This window comes from Sulfitobacter sediminilitoris, from assembly GCF_010667575.1.
GTDB classification, from domain to species: Bacteria; Pseudomonadota; Alphaproteobacteria; order Rhodobacterales; family Rhodobacteraceae; genus Sulfitobacter; species Sulfitobacter sediminilitoris.
Genome location: NZ_JAABNT010000016.1, coordinates 48097 through 73840, shown reverse-complemented (window position 1 = coordinate 73840; position 25744 = coordinate 48097). Strand labels below are relative to the sequence as shown.

Below are 25744 nucleotides of genomic sequence, written 5' to 3'. Positions count from 1 at the left end.
ACGACGAGAACGCGCCATGCAACGGTTCCGCAGCATGAGATGTTTACAGAAATTCGCCGCCGTTCACGCCTCCGTCTCAAACCATTTCAACCAGGAACGGAGCCTCTACTCCCGAGCTAATTTCAAGCTGAACCGAGCCGCCGCTCTCTCCGAGTGGCGTCAGCTCGGCGCGGCATAAAGGACAGGCTCGCTGTCCTTGTAGAGACTGGTTCGAATTGGTCTGACACCACCCTGGCGAGAAGTGTTCATTTCTAAGCGCGCCATAACACGTCGCGGACCGTCGAAAGTGCGCAACTCAATAACTCTGGATGCGGTAATCGAAATCCTTGAACGGAACGGTTGGTTGACCCCAGAAACCTCCAAGACAATCGTTGATGGACAGACAACCAGCCGCGCTTGGCGCATTCAGGGGAAGTGAATTCACGATGGGTGCCGAGGAAATTTGCCTGATTTTGCAGAATGCGGAACCGGTATATGACGATTTGCAAAGCCCGCCTGATCAAAGAGGCCGCAGCAAGCCTAGGTCCGCGATATCGGATGAGGCCGCTCAGACCAACGCACACGTCGAGCTGCAACCAAAGCGCAGCAAGTTCATCGAAGAGAGTTGGACTGAAGATCAGATTGCAGAGTTTGAGGAGCGCGCAGCAATTATCGAGTACGATGGGCAGCTACCGCGTGAAATGGCGGAATTCTTGGCTGCCGGTATGGTGAAATAGTGAGACTGATGCGGGCTCAAAGGGGGAGGGGGTGGTCAATCTCTCAGAACTTTGCTTGCCACAACCCACACACTCTCCCACGCGGAGATTTTTTATTCCCGGGCTGGAGAGAATTTGGGTTGGTCAGATGATGTTCACGAAAAGAGTCTGAAAAATCTGAAAGATATCAATGTACTGTGCGCGGCCTTTCGATCATTGTTTCTGGGGAGCGATCATTTTTTCTGTTCGATCTTGGTGGGAAGGAAGCTGATCAGCCCACTGGTGGTAGCGAGGTAGCGGCGTGACCGCCTTGTGCTGCTAAGAGGGGTTGGATCAGATAAGCGAACAGATCAGAACTGAGATAGGAGAACCATGGTAGAGGACAGGGACCATCGAGAGGGTGAAATCCGGCTCGGCTTTGACCCAGCGGATCGAGCTAACGCAGGTGTGACCTTTGTCGGCTTTATCCGGTCGGACTGGTCGCGAGGGAAAAGTCCGCGCAATATTACCCAAGGGAGAGAAGCAGGAGGCGGGAATGCCCGCATTGAACTGGCGCCAGACTATTTGCCCGGGCTTCAAGGATTGGACGTCGGTCAACCGATCTGGGTGATTTATTGGATGGATCGTGGAGAGCGGGATCTGATCGTTCAATACCCCCGGCATTCGCCGGAGCCGCGCGGTGTGTTTGCCCTGCGCTCGCCAGTTCGGCCAAATCCCATTGCGATGGCTGCAGTAATAATCACGTCGATCGACAATGATGCCGGCATAATCGGAATAGATACAACGGATGCTTTTGATCGCACGCCGGTGTTGGACATCAAGCCTTGGATAGCAGGGATCGACGTGCCTCCGTCTGGGTGATGAATCCAACTTTTGGGCGTGGCATGTCCGGCTTCAGCTATCCAAGCTCATGATGAACTACAAGAAATAGGGTGGCCTTAGGCGGTCGAGACTGCTGGTCCTGGATCCGTTTTTTGGCAACCTGAAGCTTGAACTGAGCAACGAGCAACCGCTGTAATGCATGGTCCCGTGCCTCGTAGAGCTTGCGGATACGCGACCCGGGATTTCCGATCTTCCGGATGTTGTGGCTGACTACATCTGGGATAAATGCTGCGGCCTCGCGGAGGCCTTGTTGCCATGCGCTATCGGCAACTACATAGCGTTGGCTGGCAATGACCAGTAACCGTCGGCGAGACTTGAGATCAGCGTGCATGACGAGCTCCTCCAAGGATGCGGTGCACATTGGCGAAATCCACACGCACCGGTCCGCAAGTTCTTGCTAAACTTAATGGCCCTATACTATTTGGGTCAACACTGGTGCAAGTCAGGAGGTCTTTCTCAGACCCATGCTGAAGTCCTGAAAAGCCCCTACAGTACACTTTTCTCGGTGCTGGCAGCGCCCCGATGCTCCTTTCAAGGCAACGCAACCGCATCAGACTGGCTGTTCTTGCCTAGTGCAGCAAATACGTAAACTAGGTTATAGTATCAGGTAAAAACAGTTGTTCGCACCTCGCAGTCCCGGACTGTATTGAACATGCATTCGCCGTTCTTCGTCTGTGTTTTCGTACTTTATGGCTTCCAGTTCCGTCGGATGTAAATCGCCAAAAACAAAACCCCAAAACCGCCCGCCCAGCTCAGTGCAGCGGCAATACCAGTCAAATCTGTGAGGGCTCCCAGGAAGACGGCTCCACTTGCCGCTGAGCCAATGCCGACAAGGACCCAAAGGCTCATGACACGACCGCGTAGGTCGTCTTCCAGATCGACTTGGATGGCAGTCTGCATCGAGACACCTGTCATTGTCGCGGCGAAGCCAAGGCAAGCCACAAGAAGTAGCGTCAGCGGCCAAAACCCTGAGAATCCGATTGCAGGGACAAGCGCGGTCCCCACGACGGCAGAAACGAGGGCAATGCTCGGAAGCTGACCACTGGTCTGCCCGGGCAGGAGCGCCTTGGATATTCCGGCAATCAACGCTCCAAGCCCGGCAGCGGCTGTCAACAGACCAAGTCCCGTTGCGCCCTTGTCAAAGGCACCACCGGCGACAACGGGTAAGATTTCCAAGACGCCGCGGGAAATGAACGCACTGACGCCTGTGACGAATAATGCTTGGCGGATAAGGGGTGTCCGTAGCACGTGACGTACTCCAACCGCCATGTCCTGAAAGAATGGCGCGGCCCTCTCCTTGGTGCGGGTGCGTTCACGCGGTCTGAGGATCGACAGAGCCAGAATGAAAGGAAGATAGAACAAAGCCTGAATTAAAAGCGAGGCGCCGACACCGCAAGATGTGATCAGCCATCCAGCCAGTGCGGGACCACTCAGACGGGCGAGATTGAAGTTGATCGCTGTCAGACTGATGACTGAGGCGATAGCGGACCTGTCGACGAGGCGCGGAGCAAGGGACATCCGAATTGGATTGTGCGCCGCCATAACAGTCCCAAGGACGCCCGACACGATGGCCAGCAAAGCTACGCCCAGCAAACCCGCCGAAAAGCTCACAAATAGCATGATTGCGAGGACAAATAGCACCGATTGTGTAATCAATGCGGCTCGTCGAATTCTGATGCGATCAACAAGAACACCAAAAAATGGTCCCGCGAAGATGGTCGGTGCGAAATTGATGAAGGCAACTAAACCGACAAAACTAGCCGATTCCGTCAGTTCCCATGCAATCCAGCCGATCGTAAGGCGCTGCATCCACAGGCCGTTTAGCGCGAAGATATTGCCGATCAGGTAAATGCGAAAATCGCGGAAACGTACGGCGGCAAGGTTCATCTGGCGTCAGTAACCTGAGCCAGACTTCAGTGCCAGCACCTATCTGGAGCTGCCAAAGCAGATAAAATTGCGCCATCATAGTATTGGCACGATGATGCTGGAGCCATGGATCGTTGAGCAGGCATTGGCGCGCCTTAGCAGACGCAGGCTGAGCCCTGACCAGCAGAGGGTTGTGCCCAGTGCCACTCGGACACCGCACAAGGTGACATGGTCTGCCTGGTGGGTGGTGCGATCGGGATAGGATGGGTCGAGACTGTCGAAAAAGGGGAGGGGAGATGAACCGCAATGTCGGTATCCACCCGGTAGCGGACCTGATTGACGTGAAAGCCTTAAGGTCGCAAGTAATGTAGCGGAGACAGAGCGACGAAGGGCAGCTGTTTCATCGAAGCGGTCATTCGAGACAAGTGCAGCGAATGACTGGAGCGAGCCCAATTCGACCGATGCTGCGGGGCGATTGAATGGCAGCTTCTGTGGCACAGCCAATACTTGCAATGCGATTATCGATCATTCAGGCTAAATGGACGATTTCCGGGAGCTTGATATCAGACGTTTGACGACGATAGTCGCCGCCGATCTAGCGGCGTATTCTCGCTTAATTGCAGAGGATGAGGAAGGCGTAATTTCCAGACTACGAATTGTCTGGAGTAAAGTGGTGAGCCCTTTGGTGCGAGATGCGGGAGGGCGGGTCGTAAAAACCATGGGCGACGGATTTCTGGCGGAGTTTCCATCACCAATTGAAGCAACGCGTTGTGCATTGGCCATTCAAGAGAAGATGGCCACTCAAGAAGCGGGTCGGGCGGAGCACAATCAGCTCTGTTTCAGAATAGGTGTGCATCTTGGTGACGTCGTCGCAGTTGGCGATGACATTTTCGGTGACGCTGTGAATGTCGCCGCCCGACTGGAAGCAATCTCTCCTGTAGGAGGCATCTGCATATCACGCGCGATGCGGGATCAGATAAAGGGTCGGATCGACGCCGATCTGAACTCTGTCGGCGAAGTTTCAGTCAAGAATTTGCCTGACCCGATTGAAGCGTGGGTGGTCGGGGAAGGTATTGTACAGCCAGGGCAAAAAAACGAGGTTGCCCCTGCCGTCGTGGTGCTGCCTTTCGACGAGATCGGGGCCGAAGATAGCTTTTTTGCGGACGGCATTGTTGATGAGATCACATCTGCTTTGTCCACCGCGAGTGACATCACCGTGATCGCGCGCCAATCAGCCTTTATCTTCAAGGGGCGCGTTGCAGAAGTTCGCGAGGTTGGTCGGGAATTGGGGGCCCGATATGTCGTAACAGGATCAATACGAAGAGCCGGATCGCGGGTTAGGATTTCTGTGCAGCTTTCATCCGCGAAAACAGGAGCCAACCTGTGGTCCCAGCGATACGACGATGACCTTGATGACCTTTTCGAATTACAAGACCGCGTTGCATCACAAGTTGCAGGTGCAATTTCCCCGTCTATTCGTGCATCCGAGATCGCTGATGCGCGCGCGGTCGCACCCAGGGATCGAAGGGCCTATGAGCTGTACATGAGTGCCTTTCCTCATTTCTGGAAGCACAGGCGAGAAGAAAATGAACGAGCGATCGAACTTTTGTCTCTCGCGATCAAGCGGGACGGCGACAATATTCGGGCGCAGGCACTCAGGGCTTGGGCGTATGCACAGCAAGCAACCTATATGTGGAACGACACACCGTTGGTATCACGTGAAAATGCACAGGCCGACGCGAAGTCGGCGATGCTTTCGGTTGGTGACCATGCGCCGTCATTGGTGGCCATCGCTGCTGCGTTAGGAATGACAGGCCTGGACCATGATCGCGCAGGACAACTGCTCGAACGGGCGTTATCCCTTGATCCGAACTCCGCTTGGGGATGGATGCGATTGGGTTGGAACAACGTTTATCGCAAGGAGATTGCAGCCGGCCTTGCCGCGTTTGATCGCGCCGAAACACTGAGCCCGCGTGATCCATTCTTTTTCAATTTTCAGTTTGGACGTGCGTATGCGTTGGGGTTGGCCGAAAATTACGATGAAGCTATTCGGCTTGTGAAGCTGGGACTTACGGCGGGCCCGGGCGTGACGTGGGCCTATCGCGATCTTGCAAGTTTTTGTGCAAACGCAGGGCGAAAGGAAGAAGCTGACGATGCGGTAGCTGCGCTGATGCAGTCTTACCCCGGTCTGACAATCAAGCGGGTGGTCGATAGCATGCCTCCCGCTACACACGCTCGACACCAGATGTTCATTGATGGTCTGCGACAGGCAGGGGTTCCCGAAGAGTAATAAACAACCTCCCCATACGGTTGGCGCGGATATCTCCGTTGTCGAACAGCCGACTGCACGTCTGTCTACGAAGCGACAACTCTGGATAAATCGCTGAAACCAGACATTCGTTCAACCGCAGCGAATTCACTCAAAGTCCCGCATGAGAGACATCGATCGCGCCCGCAGCGAATGGTTGGTGTTGGTAAGAGCAGCCGTTGGGGCGCAAAAGCGGACGCGGCCACAGCGCGGACCTGTCATAGGTGACTGCTTGCGGTGGCTTATCGGTCATCCGATAGCAAGACACAGATGACGGCTTCGAGCCCTCAGACGACCTTCCGTTAGCCCAAATTTCTCAAGAATTGATCTCTTGCTGCTTTCGGAAACTACTCAGAAAGGACAGCGAATACCTCTACAGGTTCCCTTATGCCCTTCATTTCCACCTCGCCTCTGCTTTCGGCTTCGAAAGTGCCTTCAACTGCGGCCCAAGTACGTGGAGAGATCAAGATCTCGTCGTTTGCAGCCATATCGCAGAGCCGGGCCGCCGTGTTGATCGAGGTTCCGGATGCGGTGTAATCGAAACGTCCTGCAGAGCCGACGATACCGACCGTGGCGTAGCCAAAAGAGATGCCAACCCCAAACCCGAGCCTGTGGCCCAGCTTTTTCCAGTCGGCACAGAGCGCGCGCATTTTCGTGCGCATTGCTAGCGCCAAGCGTATCGCGTCGCCTGCCGGATCATCAACGGGGATTGGATCGTTGAAAATGACCATGATGCCGTCGCCCGCGCGCTGGTCGACACCGCCACCATGTTGGTCAATCAGCACGCTCATCTCCTGATGATAGGTTTGGAGGACTTCGATGGTTTCTTCTGGCTCGGCACTTTCACAGAACGCAGTGAACCCCCTCAGATCGCAAAAAAGCGTCGCGACAAGCGCGCGATGGGAGGACAGCATGCTTTCGTCGCCCGTCGTCACCACAGCATCAGCGACAGCGGAGGGGAGGAAACGCTTCAGACGCCCCATGCGCTCGATCTCGCCTACCTGAGCTTTCACGCGGTCACCGAGTTCGGCGTTCAAAGTCTCCAAGGCTCTGAACTGGCGCACATTCTCGATGGCAATCACGGCCTGAGCAGCGAATGTATCCGCAAGTCGGACATCTTCGTTGCTGAAACGCGAGACCTCGCGTCGGCTGAGCACTATGGCCCCGATTGATTGACCTTCGCGCACCAGTGGTACGGAAACACGCGTTCGCAGTCCCTCTTCGTCTACCAATTGCACCATGTCGGGTTCGCCTTTCAGATAACCCTGCACCTGCGTCAGGTCCTCGTCCTGCACGGTGAGCGCGTTGATCAGTGCTTGACCCAACCCAGTCATATTGCGGTCTGGGGTCAGAGGCCAAGATTGCCCAATCTTCAATGCGCGCCGTGTTGGACCATGATAGGCTGCCAACTGAAGTTCGCTTCGATCTGAGTTGAGAAGCAGCAACCACGCCATGGGAGCACGGCACAAACGGGCTGCGCTTTCTAGGATTTCCTCAAAAATCGGCGCGGTATCTGCACGGCTCCGGCTAATCGCGCCAAGGATCTGCCCAGTCGCAATCTCACGCTCCAACCGTTCCTGCACCTCGCGGAACTGACGTACGTTTTCGATTGCGATGACGGCTTGTTCTGCGAATGTGCGGATCAGCCCGGCCTCGCTTTCGCTGAAGACTTTGGGCGTTGACCAGTGTAACCCAATCGCGCCGATCGCTTGCCCGCCCTGCATCAGCGGCACTGCTTGCATGGCACGAACGCCTTCTTCATCCACAACCCGGACCCGCGTTTCGTCACCTGCCCGGTAGAGGTCGCTGTCAACAAGATCAGCGACGTGAACGATGCTCGCCTCACGTATCACCTCACACATGGCGGTGGGGCTGTTGATTGTCCATTCGGTGACGCCTGGTTGGAAGATCGTCAGCGGCGTGCCCCAGTGTGTGACATAGGACAGATGCGTGCGTGCTTCGTTCACCAATGTCAGCGTCACAAGTCGAGCGCCGCAGAGCCTGGCGGCGTTGCCCAGGATTGCCTTGAAAACCGGCTCATCATCAGAGCGGCTTTCGCTGAGGACTTGCAGGATCTCGGCCGAAGCTGCTTCACGCTCAAGCCGAGTTTGCACCTCGCAGAACTGACGCACGTTCTCGATGGCGATTACGGCCTGCTCTGCAAAGGATTCGATCAAGGTGACTTCGTCGTCTGAAAACGAACGCACTTCTTTCCGGATCAGACTGATACACCCAAACGCAATCCCGTTTGCGACAAGCGGCACAATCAACCGGCTACGGATCCCAACCTCGTCAATCATCTTTATGTGGGTCGGATCGCCGTCCAAATAGTATGGGTCATCCCGAATATCAGCCACATTTATTGTGCGCGCGTCGTGCATGCACCGCCCCATTGGCGAAATGGACTCCCGTTCCGCTTCCATGCCGACCGGGAACTCCGTTTTGTCCGTCGCGGCGACGCTTGCCAGCCGGATAACGTCACGTGCGGCGCTCGAAAGCCACAATCCAGCGCCGGTGGCATCGCACAACTTGACCGCATTCTGCGTTATCGCATCCAATACTGGTCGTTCGTCGCTCCGATTCAGGCCAATAACACCAAGAATTTCCCGGCTGGCAGCTTCGCGTTCTCTCAGCCTTTCGACTTCGGCGCGCAGGCTGACGTTTTCGCCTTCTATTGTTTGACCCTGCATCCGGGGTGCTCCGAAATCTAATTTCGATGTAAGCTTAGACGCTCGGAAGAAGTGTGACCACCTTTACCAAAGCGGACGTTCACCCAACGGCAGGTTTGTCCGCATCTCGCTCATTCTAGCACCGTGCAGCGAAGGTCCGGATCACTGGAAAACTTGATTTAATCAATTTTCGATCACCTCTATCCCAGCGTAAGAACTCGAAGAAACTTTCCTCAGGAAAGATTTTGGAAGAATTTTCCGGCGGAAATTCTTGTTCTTGACAGGTATGAGCTTGGTATTGGGCCAATTGGAAGCCGTTGAAACTCACTGAAACGGGTCAACTTCAACTGCTTGGCAACAAACCGCTGATACATGGGATTTCCATCAACAATCCCAACAGCTTACCCACGCAGAATCACACTTGTATCATCGCAAGCAGGGCAACCACGTTGGTCACTGACTGAGCTTGTGCATAGCTCACGCGGTCAAACGCGAGCTATACACAAAGTGCTAGCCGTCTAAACGGTTGCCAATCAGCACTTGAGGTGCGGCGTTTGTGAAGTTTGGAATGTCTTCGAGTGCCGGGCCAAGTCTGCCCATGGCGGCATCCAATGCGGCACCATCTGCAAACACGATTGAAGCGATAGCATGGTAACCTGGCGGTGTATCCGGTCCCCCGGCAACTCCCTTCGTAACCAATGTGCTTTGAATGTGCTCACCAATACAGTCGCCAACAATTCCCATATGTGTGCTCATGTAGTAGTCGTAATCGAAATTAGTACCATCAGCGTTCGGATAGATAACCTGAAGAGTTGCGGACATATTTCCCCCACTTGGTTCACATTTCTTCTCACCTGATTGCGAGAAATCGGAACCGTCAGCTTGGATAGCACACAGCACACAGTTTTACCTACGTACTTTCCGTGGACTGGAAGTTCCCAGCCAAAGACCCGCTACAGACGCATGCCACTGACATGTTTGCCAAAGTTTGCCTAGGTAAGGGCAACATTTCGGCTGTCGGAATACAGTCCTTCTTTGAGACTTAAGAAACTAGGCCAAGCCAGGTTCCATGACTATTTCTCGCAAACCGTGAGAACCCGAGATTTCCTCCAGCAACCCCAACAGCTTAACACCACAGGATCACTCCTAAGGCACCATAAGCACGGCAAGGAGCGTTGGTCACCGGCTGCGTTGGAGATGTGTTAGCTTTACCTTGATGGGCACACCGACTCACATGCTAAAGGCATAGCCTTCTTTGCCCCATTGATCCTCAAGACGGCCCTAGAGTTGGGTTTGCCATAGCCTATTTCAGACTGAAGACTTGGTCGCCATGAGAGTTACAAAAGGCAAGAAGCTGTAGAGTATGCCTGCCTCGGCACGTCGGACGTATTCAGCTTCCAAGGCGTCCGCCAGGGGTTGGCCGATCACGCCATCTGCGACCAAGCGTGCCCCGGACATCCGAACCCAAGCCAAGGCACCCATGCCAGAAGTGACCACCCGGTTTAGAACGCTGAAATGGCTGACCGACAAGCCGGCCTCGCCAACCAACGGCTTTAGCTTTCCGGCAAGCCATGGATCCGTCACCGATCCTGCGACGAAAGCTTCTGAGCAACTCCCGAGAGGATCGCCCGGCACAACCCCCATCATGGCTTTGGAGAAATCAGCGTCGCAAATTACCAAAGTGCCACCTGGACGAAGGATACGCACAGCTTCTGCGATTAGGGGTTCGGGATTTGTAACGTGAGACAAGACAGTGTGCAGGATGGCTATATCGGCAGAAGCATCTTCAAGATCGAGAGCCGCCCCATCCCCTATAGAAAAGGTCAGGTTGGGCCTCTCTCCTGCGAGTTCCATGGCCTTTTGGGTCAATGCGGCTGATGGCTCCAAGCCCGTAACCGATGCTGCAGGAAATCGATCCGCGATCCGCCGGGTTATGCCGCCGGTACCTGACCCAATATCGATGATGCGACCACCTTCGGGAACATTCAACAGACCAAGATATTCATCGACCACCGGTAGCATATCGGCGTCTTCCGCCCTGGTTTCCAATGCGGTCGCGATGATGTCGATCATTTGGGGAGAGGCGGCATCGACATTCTCAAACGGATCAGACATGGACGCTCTTTCCTGTTGGGTCACTCTCACAATTCAGGACCATAAGTGCTTCGTGCGACATACTCTTGTTCTGAAAGACTGCCCCACATCTGGGGAGTCTGCAAAGCTAATAGTCCTTCATATCCTTTTTGCCAGTGGGTTGCTGCTTTGAAGACATGAAAGTCGATAGCAGTCATTCGCGGAATTTTGCCCAGCGCTTGGAAAGCCCCGCATGTTGCCCATTCACACACTATAGCGCGAGGGTCCGCTCCCACTGAAAACCTGATTTAATCAAGTTGAGCGGCTACCAGTTCCCCCGCGTAAGAACTCGCCAAAACTTTCCTCAGGAAAGTTCTGACTGCAATTTTCCCGAGAAAAGATGTTCCTCTTGACAGCCAAACCGACGAGCAATCCGAAGACGTTGAAAACCCAAGATTTCTTCCAGCAACCCCAACAGCTTACCCAAAAAACATCACTCCCGTAGCACCATAAGCACGGCAAGGAGCGTTGGTCATGCACTGTGCTAGAACTGTGCTAGGTGCACGGCGCACAGCTTATAACAAACTGTGCTAGCAGGTGTTTTTGAGACTGTGCTAGCACTGTGCTAGCGTTTTTCGGCCTAGCACAGGATTTCCGCTGCAACGCAGAATTCCGGCAGTCACTGTTTTATAATGATTTAAGTGGTGCCCGGGGGCGGAATCGAACCACCGACACGAGGATTTTCAAGACTTGTGTTTATTCTAAATCATTGATTTTAAATGGGTATTTAGGGATAAATTGAGGTGTGCGATAAACTGTGCGATGCGACAATGCTGCGGCAGATTGGGCAAACACTCTGTTCAACACACTAACCTGAAACACTGTGCTTGAACACACTTTCAGCAACAGTGTTTGGAAGCATGTATTTGTGCCAGCAGTCGCTGCGTGTGTCGCTCGAAAGCGGTGCTTCAGCTCGCACTCGTCAGCGCAAAAGACCTTCTCGTGTTATGGTGCGGAATTGGTAGCGCGGAAGGGCCGTCATGAATGTCTTAGTCGTCTTCGATCATCCGAGACAGAAATCGCTGTCAGGCGCTGTGCTTGATCAGTTCATGCTAGGCTTAGAGGAAAGCGGGAACACTCCTGAGATCGCGGACTTGCACGCTGAGCGATTTGATCCCCGCATGCCCGTTGAAGATGAGCCTGACCTAAGTGGTGGAACAAAAACCTATACCGAAGCCGTGCAACGCGAACAGGCCCGTGTGGAGAGAAACGATGCGGTTGCCTTCATCTTTCCGGTTTGGTGGTGGTCAGTGCCAGCGATGACCAAGGGTTGGATCGACAGGGTCTGGAATGCCGATTGGGCTTACGGAAACAAAAAGCTAACGCTTGACCGAGCACTGTTGGTTGGGCTCGCGGCAACTGGGTCCGCGTCGTTCAAGAAGCGCGGCTATACGACTGCGATGGAGACGCAGCTGGTCGTAGGAGTGATGAACTTTTGCGGTATCACGAACGCCAGATTGGAACTCCTCCACGATACCCTGGAAGGCGACGACGAAAGGCAGGCGCTTCTGGTGAAGGCGAGAACTCTAGGGCGTACCTTCGCAGATTGATTTCGTCCATAGATGCCATTTACTCAGCTAGTTCTTTGACTGGATAGGCGCTCCTGTCTCCATCGCAATCAATGTACCTTGGCATACCCGTCACTGTGCCCGTAGGATAAGTCCGTCCGGGGTAAGGGGAAGCACGTCCTACACCCAATTTGCGCAACAAAGCCTCGGCGAATGCTAAAGTTTGATGAGAAAACGGCAGAATTGCTTGAGATTGCATATCGGGGTGGCGACGTAGCACGACGCCGTCGCATGGCAGTTGATGCGTTGCATCTTTCGGAGGGTGACACAGTAATTGATATAGGGTGCGGCAACGGACTTTTGACCGAAGAGATTGCGCGCGCCATAGGCCCGACCGGTCGAGTCATCGGAGTTGACCCAAGTGAAGACATGCGCGCGCCGGCTTCGGCACGCTGCGCTGCGTTTCCGACTGTAGAGATTGAATATGGTCTAGCCGACGCGCTCCCGTTGCGTGACGGGGAGGCTGACAAAGCTGTAGCGGTGCAAGTCCTTGAATATCTCTCGGATATTCCGTCAGCCGTTGGCGAAGCTAATCGAGTATTGCGCGCAGGTGGCAGATTTGTTGCGGTGGATACTGGATGCAACACACTTGACTGGTTCTCTGAGAATGAAGACCGGATGCGCCGCGTGCTGGACGCATGGGATCACCACTACATTGAACCGCGGGTCGCGGCACTTTGGCCTCGCTTCGCGCGGGATGCTGGGTTTGTCGCCGTCGAAGTCGAACCCTTCACCTTTTGCGACGTCACCCTTCGTCCCGATGGTTTAGCATTCATGCTGTTGCATCTGATGTCGCGATATGCAGCGGAAAATGGGCACATGAGTGGACATGAGACCAAAGCTTGGTTCGACGAACAGATTGACCTCGCGAGGCAAGGGCGGTTTTTCTTCTCGCTGACCTACTATAGGATGAGTGCCATCAAAGCTTAGTGGTAACAGATGCACATTTTTCGAAACGCCCGGCCAAATGACGTCGATATCTGCTTCGAAATTGAGACCTCCGCTTACGAAGGCGATGAGGCCGCTACCCACGAAAAGATTTCGAAACGGATCGAGGTTTTTCCTGATGGCTTCCTTGTACTGGAAATAGATGGGACGGTAGTTGGGTTCATTAATTGCGGGTGTGCGGACAAGGTCGAAATGTCGGACGAGGAGTTCAAGGAACTTATCGGTCACGACCCTGACGCTCCGAATGTCGTGATCATGTCAGTCGTTGTTGATCCCGCACATCAAGGCAAAGGGCTGTCACGGAAGCTGATGGACGAATTTATTGACCGCATGCGGCGGATGGGCAAGTTGACAATCCATCTGATGTGCAAAGAGCACCATCTGCCGCTCTATGAGAAGTTCGGATATCGCTATTTGCGACCGTCAGCCTCCGATCACGGTGGAATGACATGGCATGAAATGTCCATGACACTTTGAAACGCGCTTTATCAAAGGCCTAGGTGACTGTTTGTGACCAACCGAAATTCCCTAGAGCGGTCATTGGCGCAGCCGCAGCGAAAGTCGGCTTAGTCCGCACCTTGCCTGTCCGCCCGCCATGCAGCGAATGGTCAGTTTGGATTTTGGCGAAACATGCGCGGCTGAACGGCCGGATACGGGAAACCTGCTGCGGCGCCGCGAACGCGGTGCTGCGCTTGCATGGTCTTTCTGCGTTAGCAGCGTGCGAAATCCTCAAGGTCCGGAGAGTCCGCATCTGAGACATCCGATGTAACCGCAGCGGATGGCCGGTGTTGGTAGGAGCGGTCGGTGCAAATCAAAAGTGGACCCTGCTTCGCTGCCGACCAGCGCCAAGTGACCGGTATCAGACGTTTTGCAGACATCTGAGCAAAACGCTCAGATGACCGAGACGAGCCCATAGCTACATCGAAAGCTTGACTGAGCAGATCGTCTGCAGCTCACGATTGGCAATCTGCACAACGCTCAAACTATCGATTTCTGCAATGATGGGAAGAGTTCCTATTGACGCTAGACTTACATCTTCCAATTCAGAAAGATTGCTGTTTGCACCAACAGTCATATGCGGACGAAAAGGAATATCAGTATCAAATTCGTCGCTGTGCGGGCCTTCATATAGGTCACGATGTAATGCTGTAAGCTGCTTGGCACCTTTGGTACATAAGAGAGAGATTTTATGTACTTTTTCAAAAGGGTCGTAGCATATCTCACTTTTCGAAAACTCAGTAGAAATCGCTGAAGTCTTTGAAGCTACCTGATCGCAGATCGCCGCAATCTCTTCGGGAGACGATTTTCGAACTCCAAACACGAGTGTTATGTGGGGGGCTACAAGTTGCGCTCTTTCAGGCTCGTGCGTCTGGCGAAACGCAGCAAGGGACCGCGAAATCTTCGCCTCAAGTTTTGGGTACGCCAGTACATAGATCATCCGACGAGTTTCGGGTATCTGCACTCAATCCTCAAGGTCTGCTCCGTCTCGCAACCCAGTCATAGCTGCAATTTTGGCCAGTGTCTGCTCTGGGTCAAAGCTGCCGTTGAGACCGCGCTCCGTTTATAGGTCCAGAGCCTAGTGGAAATGCCGAGGGGTTCCCAAGCACTTGCTTTGCTCGGCTTTTGCTCGCTCAGTCGATTGACGTGACTGGTTCGAGAGCAAAGATGGTCTGATCCTCCGAGAAACCCTTGAAATGGATGGCAGGAATTTCCTTGCTACGAATTTCTACAGGCAACCGTCTTTGCGTTGCAGAGTCCATCAGGATGGACTCTTGGGCGACCTTTGTGTGGGCTTCCAGCCGCGAGGCAAGATTAACGGTCTTTCCGATACAGGTGTAGGTCGCGCGGGCGTCGGTCCCTGCGTAGCCTGTGACGACTTCGCCGGTGGCGATGCCGAAGCCGACCTCCAGGGCGGGGTCGTTCAGCATGGCGCGTTCTTCGTTCAGCATCTCGATCATCGCGCACATCTCGGCTGCAGCGTTTACCGCTGATTGCGCCGAGTTTTCAATCGGCTCGGGTGCGCCGAAAAGCGCCATCAGCCCGTCGCCGACGATCAGATTGACCATACCACCGTTGCTTGTAACCGCCTCGAACATCAGCGCGTAGTAGGTATTTAACAGCTCGATCGTTGCTTCAGGTGCCATGTGTTCGGACATCGCCGTGAAGTCTCGGATGTCACAGAACAGCACAGTGGCGCTGACGCGGTGTCCACCGATTGCGAAGCCTGATTCCTGCAGGTCACGCGCAACTTCGTCGGTCGCAAACCGTTTGAGCAGCCTCTTTTGTTCGTCATGCAGTCGCTTTTTCTCAAGGCAGGATTCCAAGCGCGCCTTCAACAGGATCTTGTTCACGGGCTTGGGGATGTAGTCTTCGGCCCCCAATTCGATGCAGCGGACGATGTTGCCCAGACCCTCGACGGAGGACGTCACAATAACCGGCAGATCGCGCAGGGCCGCGTTGCTCTTGAGCGCTTCGAGCACTTCAAAGCCGTCCATTTCCGGCATTTCGATGTCCAACAGCAGAATATCAAACGTGCCGTCCACCAGCATGCTCATGGCAATCTGTCCGTTTTCAGCCACCGAGGCGCGATGCCCCAGAATCTCCACGCTGCGCGCCATCAACAGCCTGTTGACCTTGTTGTCATCCACAATCAGGATTTCGCCCTTGGCGTCACGCATCAGCCAGCGCCTTTAATGCAACTGCGGTTTCGGCATAGGTCGCTTCGAGCGCAGGAAGGGGTGGATCACCCTCCGGCAGGCCGCCAAGCTCCATGGCGCGGGCCTGTGCGGCGAGCGCCGGGGCCCCGAAGGTGTCGGCGTTCGATTTGATCGAATGCGCCGCGCGGCGGTAGCCATCGGCGTCACCCCCGGCGGCGGCCGCCTTGAGATCTGCGATCATGTTGGGCGCGTCGCTTAGGAAGGTGGCAACCAGTTCGGCGGCGAAATCCGCGCCCATGGTCTCGGCCAGTTCGGCATAGACTTCGGGGGCAATCAGGGGCTCGGTCATGGGCTCTCCTTTCTGTGCGGCGGCACCTCAAGCAGCGCCTCGATCAGGCGATCCACCCGGATGGGCTTGGCGATGTAGTCGTCCATGCCTGCGGCCAGACACATCTCGCGGTCGCCCTGCATGGCGTTGGCGGTCATGGCGATGATGCGGGGGCGGTTGTCGGGATGGTCACGGTTGATCCGGCGCGAGGCTTCGAGCCCGTCCATCTCGGGCATCTGCACGTCCATCAGCACCACGTCGTAGGTCTGCCGCGCCACACTTTCCAGGGCCTCAATTCCGTTGCTGGCAAGGTCCGTCCGATAGCCCATCTGCTCCAGCAGCCGGGTGGCAAGCTTCTGGTTCACCAGATTGTCCTCGGCCAGCAAGATGCGCAGCGGGTGGCGCTTGGCCATGTCCGGATCGGTCTTCGGTTTGTCAGTCGTCTTGACCGTTCGCGTCGCCGGGGTCGTGGGTGCAAAAAGCGTCACCAGCGTGTCAAAAAGCTGCGATTGCCGCAGCGGTTTGGCCAGATAGGCAGCAAAAAGCCCTTCGTCCGTCTCAATGTCCCGCAGGCCCAACGAACTGAACAAGATCATCGGCAAATCGGGTTTCAGCTTGCGGATGGCCTGTGCCAGGGCAACGCCGTCCATCTCCGGCATGTGCATGTCTAGGATGGCGAGGTCAAAGGCCTCGCCTGACTTCAGCGCCTTCAGACCATCTGAAGGCGTGCCGAAGGCCAACGTCTCGGTCCCCCATTTTTTTGTCTGTAGCGACAGGATTTTCAGGTTGGTTTCATTGTCGTCGACCACCATCAGCCGCTTGCCGCGCAACTCTTCCTGCTCTCCAACAAGGCTGCGCGCCTTGCCTTTGGGCAGCTTGGCGGGTTTGGCAAGGATGGTGAAATGGAAGGTCGATCCCTTGCCCGCCCCGTCGCTCTCGGCCCACATCTTACCGCCCATCAGTTCGGCCAGCCGCTTGGAAATGGCAAGGCCCAGCCCTGTGCCACCGTACTTACGGGTGGTGGAGCTATCCGCCTGGCTGAAAGACTGGAACAGTCGGCTCATGCCTTTATCGGTCAGGCCAATGCCGGTATCGCGCACGGTGAAATGCAGCTGGACCCTGCCGCGGGTGCTCTTGGTCGCATCAACCGACAAAACCACCTCACCGCTGTCGGTGAACTTCACGGCGTTGGACAAAAGGTTTAACAGGATCTGCCGCAGGCGCGTCAGGTCGGCGCTGATCCCGGCAGGCACCGCATCTTCGTAGAGGTACGCCAGATCAAGCTGCTTTTCCGCCGCGCGTCCGCCGATGAGGTCGAGGGCGGACTCGATACATTCGCGCAGATCGAAAGGGTGCTCCTCGATGTCCATCTGACCGGCTTCGATCTTGGAGAAGTCGAGGATTTCGTTGATGATCCCCAGAAGTGCATCGCCGCTGTCGCGGATGGTGCGGGCGTAGTCGTGCTGTTCGGCGTCCAGTTCCGTGTCCATCAACAGCCCGCTCATTCCGATCACGGCGTTCATCGGCGTGCGAATTTCGTGGGACATGGTGGCAAGGAAGGCGCTCTTGGCCTCGTTGGCTTTCTCCGCCTCCTCCCGCGCTTCCTGCGCTTCGCGGAACAGGCGGACGTTTTCGATGGCGATGACGGCCTGATCGCAGAAGGACTGCGCCAGATCGATCTCCTCGTCCGAGAAGGCGACCGCCGTGTGCCTTGCGAAGGTCAGAACGCCAAAACAATCCTCGCCCCTTACCAGCGGCATGTAGAGCGCAGAGGCGATCCGGTTCACCTCTCCAACGCGCTGTTCGAACTGGGGCAAGTCCGCTTTCGACCAATCCGGAAAATGGAGCTTCTTCTTGGTTTCAAAGCAGCGCGAAGGGAAGTTCTGCGCCGGGTCCAGCGGCATGATTTCGGGCAGTCCCCTGTTCTCTCTCAAGCCTTCCTCGGTTGCCCCCGCCAGATAGATAAAGCCGTCGCCTTGACGGATCAGGGCGACCGAGAAATCGCACTGCACGATGCGGACGGCCGCCAGCACAATCTCTTCAAAGACCGGCTGGACACTGGTTGGCGAGGCGCTGATGGTCCGCAGGACCTCGGCGCTGGCGGTCTGGCGGGCAAGGGCCTTCTGGGTTTCCCGGAAAAGCCGCACGTTCTCGATCGCGATGACGGCCTGATCGGCGAAGGCCTCCGCCAGTTTGATCTCATCATCGGTGAAGGCCCCTGCGGTCTGTCGCGCAAAGACCAGAACACCGAGGCAGGTGTCGGCCTTGAGGAGCGGAACCAGCAGGGCGGCACGTATCCCGTGCCGGTCGTAGGTGACCTGTTCGAAGGGTGACAGGTCAAGTTCGTCCCAATCGGGAAGATGAAGCAGACGTTTTTCGTGCGCGACCCACGCGGGAAAGCTCGTTTTCGGATCGGGATTGACCGGGAAGGTCTGGTCCCCCTCAAGGCTTCCGACCCCCTCCTCGGTGACCCGCGCCAGTACTTCGAAAGTGCCTTCCTGCGCTGTCATGGCCGCGACTATGTCCGACGAAATCAGCCGCACACCCGCCTCGGCAATCGCCTCGAAGACGGGCCTTACATCGTCGGGGGACTGGCTGATGACCCGCAGAATCTCCGCGCTGGCCGTCTGGCGGGCAAGGGAGGTTTGGGTTTCGTTGAAGAGCCGCACGTTTTCAACGGCGATCAGCGCCTGATCGCAAAAACTTTGCGCCAGTTCGATCTCTTCTTCTGTGAACGCTTTGGGGGCCGTCACCCGCGTAAAGACCAGGACCCCCAACGTGATCCCGTCTCGCTTCATCGGCAGGAAAACCGCCGATTTCATCCCGAACTTCGGCACCGATACCCGCTCATGCACAGGCACTTCAACCGCTGCGAAATCGGGGATGTGGATCACCTCACCGCTTTCAAACACCTGCGACGGATAGTTCAGTTCGGGATCAATCTTTACCGGTTCAGGGCTCAGGCTCTTCAGCCCGCCCGAGACCTGCATCCCGCCTTCGGGGATAAAATGGTCCCCTTTCCGGATCATAACCGCTGCCCCTTCACAGGACAGCAGGTTCATCCCGGCCTGAGAAATCGCTTCAAACACCGGCCGCGCATCTTGCTGCGCCCCGCTGATCACCCGAAGGATGTCCGCGCTTGCTGTCTGCCGGATCAGGGCGGTCTGGGTCTCGTTGAAGAGGCGCACGTTCTCAATCGCGATCAGCGCCTGATCGGCAAATGACTCGGCCATCGCGATTTCATCAGGCGAAAAGGGCCGCTTGGTCTTGCGAATGAAACTGAACGATCCCAGACAGGTCTCCCCCCGCATCATCGGGACGATGAGCGACGATTTGAAACCGTGTCTTGCGCGCACCGCCGCATCGAACTCACCGAAATCGGCAGTATCCCAATCCGGCACATGGATGATCTCTCCGCTCAGCATCGACCGGGACGGCACGTTATCCACTTCGGACATGCGCAACTTGGTGTTGGTAAATTCCGCGTCCAGACCCGCAGGTGAGGCCACCGCCTCCTGCCAGGCGAAATCCCCGTCCGTGCGCAGGGCAATCGCCAGATCGCAATCAATCAGTGACACGCCGGAGGTCACGATTTCCTCAAACACCGGAGTCACATCAGTGGGAGATTCACTGATCACCCGCAGCACATTCGCACTCGCTGTCTGCCTCGACAGCGCAGCTTGCGTCTCTTTGAACAGCCGCGCGTTCTGGATCGCGATCACCGCCTGATCCGCGAAACTTTCCAGCAGTGCGATATCCTCATTGGTGAAGGGCTTCACCTCGCGCTTGTAGAGGACGATATTGCCGATCCCTTGCCCCTTGTGGACCAGCGGAATGGCAAGAAAGGTCCGGATACCCTCTTCATCCACGGCCATGCGCCGTACCGGATTGCCCTGCCGATACGCGTCAGTGTCCTTGAGGTCATGAAGATGGACCGGCTTGCCCGTGAGAATGCTGTCGGCGACAGAGAGACCGGGCTTCATTTCCCACTTCGTCTCGCCCACCGACAGCACATCAAGCTGTTCACCCTGATGGGCCACCAGATCGGCAAAGGTTCGATCCTCATTCACCAGATTGAGGCTCGCCAGAGGCGCCCCGCAAATCCCCGCCGCGCGGCTCAGGATCGCATCAAAGACCGGCGTCAGATCATCCTGCGTCTCACTGACCACGCGTAGCACCTCGGCACTCGCCGTCTGCCGCACCAGCGCATCCTGCGTCTCCTTGAACATCCGTGCGTTCTGGATCGCGATGACAGCCTGATCGGCGAAGCTATCCAGCAGGTCCATCTCACGATCAGAAAACGACGCCTGATGACCGTACGTGTGAGGACGGCCCAGGGTGATCACACCCACCACTTCCCCTTTCCAAAGCATCGGCGACACCACGATGGCAAAGTCACCATCCCGCTCCGCCATGCGCTTGATGACTGGCGACACATCCGGGTCTGTCAGCGGGTTGACTTCATAGCATCGCGAACGCGTTTCCATGACCGGTTCCAGCAGGGAACGCGCGATCGGCATGGGTTGGAAACCTTCGGCCAACTTTCTGCCATAGGTGCCCCGGATCTCTCCAAGATGCACCAACCCATCACTCTCCAACGTCAGTATCCCCAGATCAGGACAGGGGATCAGCCGCTCACAACTGTCGAGAATTTTCTCAAAAACCGGCTTGGTGTCTTCGACAGATTGGCTGATCACACTCAGGATTTCCGCACTGGCGGTCTGTTGCTCCAAGGCTTCCTGCGTTTGGACAAACAACTGAGTATTGCGCAAAGCAATAACAGCCTGATCACAGAATGACTTTGCCAGCGCGATGTCCTGCTCGGAAAACGAGGTCTCCGTGGTCGATCCCAGCGCCAGCGACCCTAGGCAAGTGCCGCCCTGCACCAGCGGGATGTAAATGGCGGAGGTCAGCCCAAGCTGTTTGCCCCGCTCCACCTCATGCGCGGGGATATCGGCATTGGGCCAGTCCGTGATGTGCTGCACCTCGCCGCTCACCATCGCGCGTGAGGGGAAATTCTGTTCTGGGGCCAGCGGCAGCAATGGCAGCCCGTCGGCACTGAATCTTTTTGCAAGCTGTCGCGCCCCCTCCTGCACCCTTTCGGTGATCAGAACGCCATTTGGTCCGGAGCCCGCCGCAGGAAAGTAATAATCCTCATCGCGCAAATGGAAAATCGCCATGTCAGCGTGAATCAACTGCGTTGCGTTGCTGACAATCGTTTCCATGACCGGCTGCACGTCGGTCGGAGACTGGCTGATGGCGCGCAGAATTTCAGAAGTCACCTTCTGCCGCTCCAGCGCTTCTTCCACCTCTGCCGTGCGCTCCTCCAAAGCTGTGAAAAGGCGGGTGTTGTTCAATGCGATCACGGCCTGCGAGGCGAATGTCTCAAGCAGCCTGATCTGGCGGTCCGAATAGGCCTCCGCCTTTTCATCCGCCAGCGCGATCACGCCCACGCACTTGCCCTCCCGCATCAAGGGCACAGCCAGCGAACTCAGGTAACCGCCCTTGCGGGAGGCCTCCTTCCACTCGTAACTCTCATCCGTCTCGGTATTGCGGATATAGACCGTCTCGCCCAGCAGCGCTTCCCGCCCGGTGCTGGAGCCATGCACCGGCCGCACCGGATTGGCGGCCAGGAAAGCCTTGAAATCCTTATCGACCCCATGGGTATTGTGGATGTGGTAAAGCCCGTCCGCCGCATCCAGCAAGGCGATGTAGCCATATTGCGGCGTGCAAAGCCGCGCGGCTACTTCCAGAATGGCCTCCAGCACCGGCTCGACCGCGTTGGGCGAACGTGAGATGACACCCAGCACCTCGGAGGTTGCAGTCTGGTATTCCAGCGACTCCTCGACCTCGGCGGTGCGCTTTTGAACCTCGTCAAAGAGCTTGGCGTTGTTCAATGCAATGACGGCCTGGGCCGCGAAGGTTTCAAAAAGCGCGATCTGCTTGTCCGTAAACGAGTTTTTCCGGGTGTGCGCGACCGTGATGACCCCGACGGTACGCCCGTGGTTGTTCAGCGGCACGCCCACTGTCGATGCATATTCCCCCACCTGCGCTTTGTCGGCCCAGCCATAATTGGCGTCCTGCTCGAGATCGGGAATATGAACGGTCTTGCCGGTTACGGCGACACGGCCTGTCGTTGTCGTATCATCAGCGGCCAGCTTGCTTTCCCAAACAATCCGGGCCATTTCGGGGGACGCATGGCTGACGGCCTGCGGCTCAAAAAACCCGGTCTCTTCGTTCAAAAGCGCAATGTATCCGCCCTTGTGCCGCATGATCCGCGCCACAACATCAAGGATCGCGTCCAGCACGGGCTGCACCCTGTCGGGCGACCGTGAGATAACCTCAAGCACCTCAGAGGAGGCTTTCTGGTATTCTAGCGCCTCTTCCACTTCCGCCGTGCGCTCCTGTGTCTCGCGCAACAACCGCACGTTCTCGATCGCGATGCTGGCCTGAGCGGCAAAGCTCTGGACCAGTTCGATGTTGCTTGTGGTCGGTGGCGTTGTGTCGGGCCATGCCAGGGTGATCGCCCCCCACACCCGGCCGTCCGCTTTGATCGGCACGCCAAGCAGACGCCGAAACCCTACCGCAGCCGCATATTCCGGATCGTAGTAGTCGGCGGCTTGCCCATCCTCGAAATGGATGATCTCGCCGCTTTTGGCCACCTCCGTGGCCATATGGCCCTTGGCAGCGGTAATCGGATAATCGGCGACAAGTTCCGGCACCTTCTCGGCTGGGAACCCGTGCTGGGCGCAGAAGTGCAAGGCAGCTCCGTCGAAACGGTCTAGGACGCAATATTTCGCGCGACAAAGCTCTGCTGACTTTACAGCGATTAGGTCAAAGACCGGCTGAAGGTCCGTCGTTGCCTCGTTAATCACCTGAAGGATTTCCGCGCTGGCCTGTTCGCGCACCAGCGCCTCTTCAACCTCCGCCGTACGTTGCTGCACCTCGTCAAACAGACGCGCGTTGCCGATGGCGATGATCGCCTGTGCGGCAAAAGTTTCCATCAGATCGACCTGAGACGTGGTGAAAGAGGCTGCCTCGCGGCCACCCAGGGTTATCACTCCGATGGTTTCGCCATCCCTGTTCAGGGGTACGGCAAGCACGGATCGATAATCTTCGGACTTGACGGCGATATCCAGCTGGTAGTCCGGATCGACAATCATGTCTTCGATGTAGCTGGTCTTCCCAGTGAATGCCGCGCGCGCGGTCGCAGACCGGGTGCCAGGCTTGAAGGGGTTTTCCTTCAGAAACGTATGAAAGGCCTGGCTGATGTTGATCTGAGAAATCACGTGAAAGCGACCATCAGCCGGGTCCAGCAAGCTGACAAATGCATCTGGAAGCCGACAAATTCGCGAGGATACCTGCAAGATTGCTTGGAGTACCGGGATCAGGTTGTCCGGTGATCTTGAAATCACGTCAAGGACTTCCGCCGTCGCCATCTGATATTCAAGAGCCTCTTCGACCTCGGCGGTGCGCTGCTGCACCGCGCGGAACTGGCTTACGTTTTCAAGTGCGATCACCGCCTGAGCTGCAAAGGTCCTGATCAGGTCAACATCGTCATCCGAAAACGGCGATACCTCGCGCCGGTACAGCACGATCACACCCAGCCCCCTGCCTTCACGCATCAGTGGCACAGCAAGGACAGAACGCGCGCCCTCGACCTCCACCATCGCCACCCGCCGCGCGTTGCGGTCGCGGAAATAAAGCGGGTCATCCGCAATATCGTCCTGCCGGATGATCTGCCCGTCCAGCATGGGGCGGATCGCCACCAGATCAGACCCCGTCAGGGGTTCATCGAAGTTGGCGAGGATGTCGCCAAAGGCCTGCCGGGTCCCGATGTTGGCGGGAATGGTGACGCGGTCGCGGTCGTGATCCGCCAAAGACAAGAACGCCAGCGGTGCCTGACACAGGCGGCTGGCGTTTTTCAGGATGCTCTGGAACACCGGCTGGCCATCGTCGCGGGTCTGGCTGATGACCTCCAGGATTTCGCGCGACGCGGCCTCGCGCTCCAGCCGCGTCTGTACTTCGCGGAACTGCCGTGTGTTTTCGATGGCAATGACCGCGTGCTGGGCGAAGCGTTCCAGCAGGCCAATATCGGCTGGCGCAAAGGCGCGCGCTTCACGGCGGCTGACGGCAATTGATCCTATGGGTTTGCCATTCTGAAACATCGGCACCGCAAGCCGCGTGCGAATACCTTCGGTTTCCACCACCTCCACCGCGATAGGCTGACGGGCGAGGTACTCGGGCGTTTGCGCCATGTCCTCGACATGCACCACCTCACCCTTCAGGATGGCGCTTATGGCGGGCAAGGTGCCTTCCATCGGGAATTCCGCGCCATCCTCGAAGGCCCTACGCACTTCACCCCAGCTGGCCATCATACGGCACCGGGTGCCCGACGGGTTGGCCAGCAGGACGGCGGCCTGATCCGCCCCGCAGACCTTTGCGGCCTGCTCCAGCACGGTGCTGAAAACCTGCGCGTCGTCATTGCGGCTTTGGCTGATCACCGACAGGATTTCACCCGTCGCCTCTTCCCGCGCTAGCTGGCTTTGCAGCGCGCGGAACTGGCGGACGTTCTCTAGCGCGATCACCGCCTGATCGGCAAAGGATTCGACCAGTGCGATTTCATCAGGAGAGAAGGGGCTGACGGTCTTGCGGCTCAGGGTGATGTTGCCAAAGCCGACGCCGTTCTTGACCAGCGGCACATGAAGATGCGTGCGCACGCCTTCCACATCAACCAGCGCCACCCGCCCCGGATGCCCGGCTCGGTAAAGATCGGTTTCCTTGAGGTCTTCGATAAGTACGACCCGCGCCTCTTTGACCGCCATGCACATGCCCAGCGGTTCGTTCAGATCGAAACCAAAGCCCAGCGGGAAAGAGCCGTGATCATCCCCCTTTGAATCCATCATCAGCAGATGCGTGCGCGCCTCGTTGACCAGTTGCAGCCCGCTGCCGGTTGCCTGGCACAGCCGCTCCGCCCGGTCGAGAATGGCACGGAACACGGGAGTTTCGTCGTCGCGGCTCTGGCTGATGACAGACAGGATTTCGCGCGTCGCCTGTTCGCGTTCCAGCCGCGTCTGTACTTCGCGGAACTGGCGAACGTTCTCGATGGCGATGACGGCCTGGGTGGCGAAGTTCTCCACCAACGCAATCTCGCTCTGATCGAACGGATTGACGTCCTCGCGGAAAAGCGTAATTAGGCCGATCGCCGCATCGTCCTTCAAAAGTGGGACGAAGAGAACACTGCGGATGCCGCTCTCGTCCACCATGGCCCGCACGATAGGGCTGCCTGCGCGATAAAGGTCGCTTTCGCCCATGTCGGCCCAGGCGAGCAGACGGCCCTCCACAATGCATTTGGCAGCATAGGACAGGTTCGGATCCACCTTCATCTGTCCGGTCTCGAACATCTCGACGGTACGAGGTAGGACGTTGATATGTGCGGCGAGCCGCTGCGTGGCATCTTCCGGGCTGGCCAGGATCAATGCCGCCATATCTGCATTGCACAGCACCTTGGCGTTCTTGAGAATGGCCGCAAACACCGGCGCCTGATCTTCGCGAGATTCTGCAACAACGCTCAGAATCTCCGCCATCGCGGCCAGCTGTGCCGAAAGACCAGCATCACCGCCTGACGCGCCCCCGGACTTCGTGGCTTGACCGCTGGATGTAGTTTTGGACGTGTTTTTCAATTTGCCA

Annotated in this window: 16 protein-coding genes and 1 pseudogene; 7 read left to right on the top strand and 10 right to left on the bottom strand. The window is 56.7% G+C overall.

What is annotated here, in order from left to right:
• The 3 genes and pseudogenes from GV827_RS23705 to GV827_RS19190 all read left to right on the top strand — a co-directional run.
• Nucleotides 1-178 (top strand): annotated as a pseudogene (locus GV827_RS23705) (IS6 family transposase); the annotation flags it as partial.
• A gap of 196 nt (nucleotides 179-374) precedes the next feature.
• Entirely contained in the window at nucleotides 375-716 is a 342-nt protein-coding gene (locus GV827_RS19195) for a hypothetical protein (RefSeq protein ID WP_164355381.1), read from the top strand.
• Between the two features lie 351 nt (nucleotides 717-1067).
• The gene (locus tag GV827_RS19190) at nucleotides 1068-1556 is read left to right on the top strand and encodes an SAM-dependent methyltransferase (RefSeq protein WP_164355434.1); all 489 of its coding nucleotides are present in this window, start codon (nucleotides 1068-1070) and stop codon (nucleotides 1554-1556) included.
• A gap of 37 nt (nucleotides 1557-1593) precedes the next feature.
• Here GV827_RS19190 and GV827_RS19185 read toward each other — a convergent pair whose 3' ends face one another.
• Together GV827_RS19185 and GV827_RS19180 are read right to left on the bottom strand one after the other, a co-directional pair.
• Nucleotides 1594-1908, bottom strand: a complete 315-nt coding sequence (locus GV827_RS19185) for a hypothetical protein (protein WP_164355433.1) — start codon at nucleotides 1906-1908, stop codon at nucleotides 1594-1596.
• Between the two features lie 356 nt (nucleotides 1909-2264).
• Nucleotides 2265-3464: an MFS transporter gene (locus GV827_RS19180; RefSeq protein WP_164355432.1), complete on the bottom strand. Its 1200-nt coding sequence runs from the start codon at nucleotides 3462-3464 to the stop codon at nucleotides 2265-2267.
• 517 nt (nucleotides 3465-3981) lie between these two features.
• On the opposite strand from GV827_RS19180, the gene GV827_RS19175 reads away from it, so the two are divergent.
• Nucleotides 3982-5733 (top strand): adenylate/guanylate cyclase domain-containing protein, encoded by a 1752-nt coding sequence (locus GV827_RS19175; protein ID WP_164355431.1) that lies wholly within the window; start codon nucleotides 3982-3984, stop codon nucleotides 5731-5733.
• Between the two features lie 365 nt (nucleotides 5734-6098).
• Here GV827_RS19175 and GV827_RS19170 read toward each other — a convergent pair whose 3' ends face one another.
• The 4 genes from GV827_RS19170 to GV827_RS19155 form a co-directional block, all read right to left on the bottom strand.
• On the bottom strand, nucleotides 6099-8441 hold the full coding sequence (locus GV827_RS19170; RefSeq protein WP_164355430.1) for a GAF domain-containing protein: 2343 nt from the start codon (nucleotides 8439-8441) through the stop codon (nucleotides 6099-6101).
• Between the two features lie 489 nt (nucleotides 8442-8930).
• Nucleotides 8931-9242, bottom strand: coding sequence for an EthD family reductase (locus GV827_RS19165; protein WP_164355429.1), 312 nt, complete (start codon nucleotides 9240-9242; stop codon nucleotides 8931-8933).
• Nucleotides 9243-9728: 486 nt separating this feature from the next.
• Nucleotides 9729-10535: a methyltransferase domain-containing protein gene (locus GV827_RS19160; RefSeq protein WP_164355428.1), complete on the bottom strand. Its 807-nt coding sequence runs from the start codon at nucleotides 10533-10535 to the stop codon at nucleotides 9729-9731.
• A 26-nt stretch (nucleotides 10536-10561) separates the two neighbouring features.
• The gene (locus GV827_RS19155; RefSeq protein WP_164355427.1) at nucleotides 10562-10711 is read right to left on the bottom strand and encodes a hypothetical protein; all 150 of its coding nucleotides are present in this window, start codon (nucleotides 10709-10711) and stop codon (nucleotides 10562-10564) included.
• Nucleotides 10712-11533: 822 nt separating this feature from the next.
• On the opposite strand from GV827_RS19155, the gene GV827_RS19150 reads away from it, so the two are divergent.
• The 3 genes from GV827_RS19150 to GV827_RS19140 all read left to right on the top strand — a co-directional run bounded on the left by GV827_RS19150 (nucleotide 11534) and on the right by GV827_RS19140 (nucleotide 13546).
• A complete protein-coding gene (locus GV827_RS19150; RefSeq protein ID WP_164355426.1) occupies nucleotides 11534-12103 on the top strand; it encodes an NAD(P)H oxidoreductase in 570 nt (189 codons plus the stop codon).
• A gap of 171 nt (nucleotides 12104-12274) precedes the next feature.
• On the top strand, nucleotides 12275-13051 hold the full coding sequence (locus GV827_RS19145) for a methyltransferase domain-containing protein (protein ID WP_164355425.1): 777 nt from the start codon (nucleotides 12275-12277) through the stop codon (nucleotides 13049-13051).
• 9 nt (nucleotides 13052-13060) lie between these two features.
• Complete coding sequence (locus GV827_RS19140; protein WP_164355424.1) at nucleotides 13061-13546, top strand: GNAT family N-acetyltransferase; 486 nt, start codon at nucleotides 13061-13063, stop codon at nucleotides 13544-13546.
• A 439-nt stretch (nucleotides 13547-13985) separates the two neighbouring features.
• Here GV827_RS19140 and GV827_RS19135 read toward each other — a convergent pair whose 3' ends face one another.
• From GV827_RS19135 to GV827_RS19120, 4 genes are all read right to left on the bottom strand, one after another.
• Nucleotides 13986-14507, bottom strand: a complete 522-nt coding sequence (locus GV827_RS19135; protein WP_164355423.1) for a 2'-5' RNA ligase family protein — start codon at nucleotides 14505-14507, stop codon at nucleotides 13986-13988.
• 193 nt (nucleotides 14508-14700) lie between these two features.
• Nucleotides 14701-15747 carry an adenylate/guanylate cyclase domain-containing protein gene (locus GV827_RS19130; RefSeq protein ID WP_164355422.1) on the bottom strand — a complete coding sequence of 349 codons (1047 nt, stop codon included), beginning with the start codon at nucleotides 15745-15747 and terminating at the stop codon, nucleotides 14701-14703.
• The gene (locus GV827_RS19125; RefSeq protein WP_164355421.1) at nucleotides 15740-16075 is read right to left on the bottom strand and encodes an Hpt domain-containing protein; all 336 of its coding nucleotides are present in this window, start codon (nucleotides 16073-16075) and stop codon (nucleotides 15740-15742) included. Before GV827_RS19125 ends, GV827_RS19130 begins: the two co-directional genes overlap by 8 nt.
• Nucleotides 16072-25641, bottom strand: coding sequence for a GAF domain-containing protein (locus tag GV827_RS19120; protein WP_204325979.1), 9570 nt, complete (start codon nucleotides 25639-25641; stop codon nucleotides 16072-16074). The genes GV827_RS19125 and GV827_RS19120 overlap by 4 nt, the downstream gene beginning before the upstream one ends.
• Between the last annotated feature and the right edge of the window lie 103 nt (nucleotides 25642-25744).

Coding starts and splice junctions, on each gene's coding strand:
- GV827_RS19195 (WP_164355381.1), top strand. CDS start 375: ATGGACAGACAACCAGCCGCGCTTGGCGCATTCAGGGGAAGTGAATTC.
- GV827_RS19190 (WP_164355434.1), top strand. CDS start 1,068: ATGGTAGAGGACAGGGACCATCGAGAGGGTGAAATCCGGCTCGGCTTT.
- GV827_RS19185 (WP_164355433.1), bottom strand. CDS start 1,908: ATGCACGCTGATCTCAAGTCTCGCCGACGGTTACTGGTCATTGCCAGC.
- GV827_RS19180 (WP_164355432.1), bottom strand. CDS start 3,464: ATGAACCTTGCCGCCGTACGTTTCCGCGATTTTCGCATTTACCTGATC.
- GV827_RS19175 (WP_164355431.1), top strand. CDS start 3,982: ATGGACGATTTCCGGGAGCTTGATATCAGACGTTTGACGACGATAGTC.
- GV827_RS19170 (WP_164355430.1), bottom strand. CDS start 8,441: ATGCAGGGTCAAACAATAGAAGGCGAAAACGTCAGCCTGCGCGCCGAA.
- GV827_RS19165 (WP_164355429.1), bottom strand. CDS start 9,242: ATGTCCGCAACTCTTCAGGTTATCTATCCGAACGCTGATGGTACTAAT.
- GV827_RS19160 (WP_164355428.1), bottom strand. CDS start 10,535: ATGTCTGATCCGTTTGAGAATGTCGATGCCGCCTCTCCCCAAATGATC.
- GV827_RS19155 (WP_164355427.1), bottom strand. CDS start 10,711: ATGACTGCTATCGACTTTCATGTCTTCAAAGCAGCAACCCACTGGCAA.
- GV827_RS19150 (WP_164355426.1), top strand. CDS start 11,534: ATGAATGTCTTAGTCGTCTTCGATCATCCGAGACAGAAATCGCTGTCA.
- GV827_RS19145 (WP_164355425.1), top strand. CDS start 12,275: ATGCTAAAGTTTGATGAGAAAACGGCAGAATTGCTTGAGATTGCATAT.
- GV827_RS19140 (WP_164355424.1), top strand. CDS start 13,061: ATGCACATTTTTCGAAACGCCCGGCCAAATGACGTCGATATCTGCTTC.
- GV827_RS19135 (WP_164355423.1), bottom strand. CDS start 14,507: ATGATCTATGTACTGGCGTACCCAAAACTTGAGGCGAAGATTTCGCGG.
- GV827_RS19130 (WP_164355422.1), bottom strand. CDS start 15,747: ATGCGTGACGCCAAGGGCGAAATCCTGATTGTGGATGACAACAAGGTC.
- GV827_RS19125 (WP_164355421.1), bottom strand. CDS start 16,075: ATGACCGAGCCCCTGATTGCCCCCGAAGTCTATGCCGAACTGGCCGAG.
- GV827_RS19120 (WP_204325979.1), bottom strand. CDS start 25,641: ATGGCGGAGATTCTGAGCGTTGTTGCAGAATCTCGCGAAGATCAGGCG.